The organism is Fictibacillus fluitans (assembly GCF_030418125.1).
In the GTDB taxonomy this organism is placed as follows: domain Bacteria; phylum Bacillota; class Bacilli; order Bacillales; family Fictibacillaceae; genus Fictibacillus_C; species Fictibacillus_C fluitans.
The window spans coordinates 1-1432 of sequence record NZ_JAUHTR010000035.1 but is presented as its reverse complement, the minus strand read 5'-3'; the positions used below and the strand labels follow the sequence as shown (position 1 = coordinate 1432).

Below are 1432 nucleotides of genomic sequence, written 5' to 3'. Positions count from 1 at the left end.
AGATGATCCCGGTATTGTTCCGGGGTCATCCTTTTTAATGTCCACTGATAACGTAAAGTGTTGTAGTACTCTATATAGTCCTCAATCATTCTTCTTAACTCTTCCAAGCTTGTACAGGTAGAAGCATCGATCTCATCTTTCATGTGACCAAAGAAGGATTCCATTGGCGCATTATCCCAGCAGTTGCCTTTACGGGACATGGATTGGATAAAACCTAGTTTTTTTACTCGGTTACGGAACTCTGGGTGCGTATAATGCATTCCTTGGTCGGAATGGAGGATCGCTTCGGGATGGATGTTACCGTCCAAAGCTTCTTGAAGACGGTTTAAGGTTTTATATACAATCTCCATTTTTAAAGAGGAGGAGAGATAATAAGCTAAAATTTTTCGAGTAGCACCATCTTTGACACACGACAAATAAGCAGGCGTTCCATTTTTCAGATACAAATAAGTAATATCGGTAAGAAGGACCCTCTCTGGTTCATCCTGAACGAATTTTCGATCTAACACATGGGCACACGTTCGGTGTTCTTGGGTAGCTTTTGCCATTTTACGATAAGGGTTGGCACGCCTTTTGTTTGAATGAATATTATACTTATTCATCAGACGGTAGATTTTCTTCAAATTCATATTAACTCCATACTCTTGATCAAGCGCCATTTTAATGAATTGCCCACCGGCCTTTCCTTTACTCTTTTGATGAATTTGACGAATTAATTGGACATCCTGTTCATCTTGATATTCTTTCTCTATTCTCTTATTTTCGGCCTTTAACCATGCATAATAACTCTTGCGTTTTACACCAGCCAGGCAACATAAGTAAGAGACCATACCTTTCATTTGGTGGTTACGGAGTGCTGCTTCAATAAGCCCGAATTTATCGGACCGAGCTATTTTTTCTTCGCCTGCCTTTCGAGTTCCTCGAGCTTTTTTAAGAACTCATTCTCCATCTCTAAAAATGCAATCCGGGCTTCTGCCTTTTTTAATTGGTCTTCCACTGTTTGTTCCTTCGAAGAAGGACGTCCCGTACTGCCTTTGCCTCGAAGGTCAGTTTCCAGTCCTGTTTCTCCATGCTTTTCAAACGTTTTCCTCCAGCGTTTTAAGCATTGATTGGGCTTATCTGGTCCAATCATTTGTAGATCAAATCCATGTTCAATAAAAATATCTTTTGGGCCTTTTCCAGCGATGTTTTCCTTTACCGCTTTTAACTTAAACTCAGAAAGGTAAGCGATGGATCGTTCGGAAACATGTTTAACATTGGGATTCTTCTCCAACTGCTTCTGCTGGAAGTCTGTAAATATAATTTTACTCATAACATTTATTCTCCCGTTCACTCTAATTAGTTTGATTATAACGGGTTTCTTGTGAATAAACACAAAAAATCCCGAACCATGGACTTTTTTATAAGTGTCCATAATTCGGGATACAGTTCA

1 protein-coding gene is annotated in these 1432 nt (G+C 39.5%); it reads right to left on the bottom strand.

What is annotated here, in order from left to right; translation table 11 throughout:
• Nucleotides 1–1312, bottom strand: a protein-coding gene (locus QYB97_RS25050) for an IS3 family transposase (protein WP_301168715.1) whose coding sequence is annotated in 2 segments (ribosomal slippage) — nt 1–940 and nt 940–1312 — 1313 coding nt annotated over the 2 segments. Because the reading frame shifts where the segments join, the coding sequence is not laid out codon by codon here. This gene is flagged as partial in the annotation.
• Between the last annotated feature and the right edge of the window lie 120 nt (nt 1313–1432).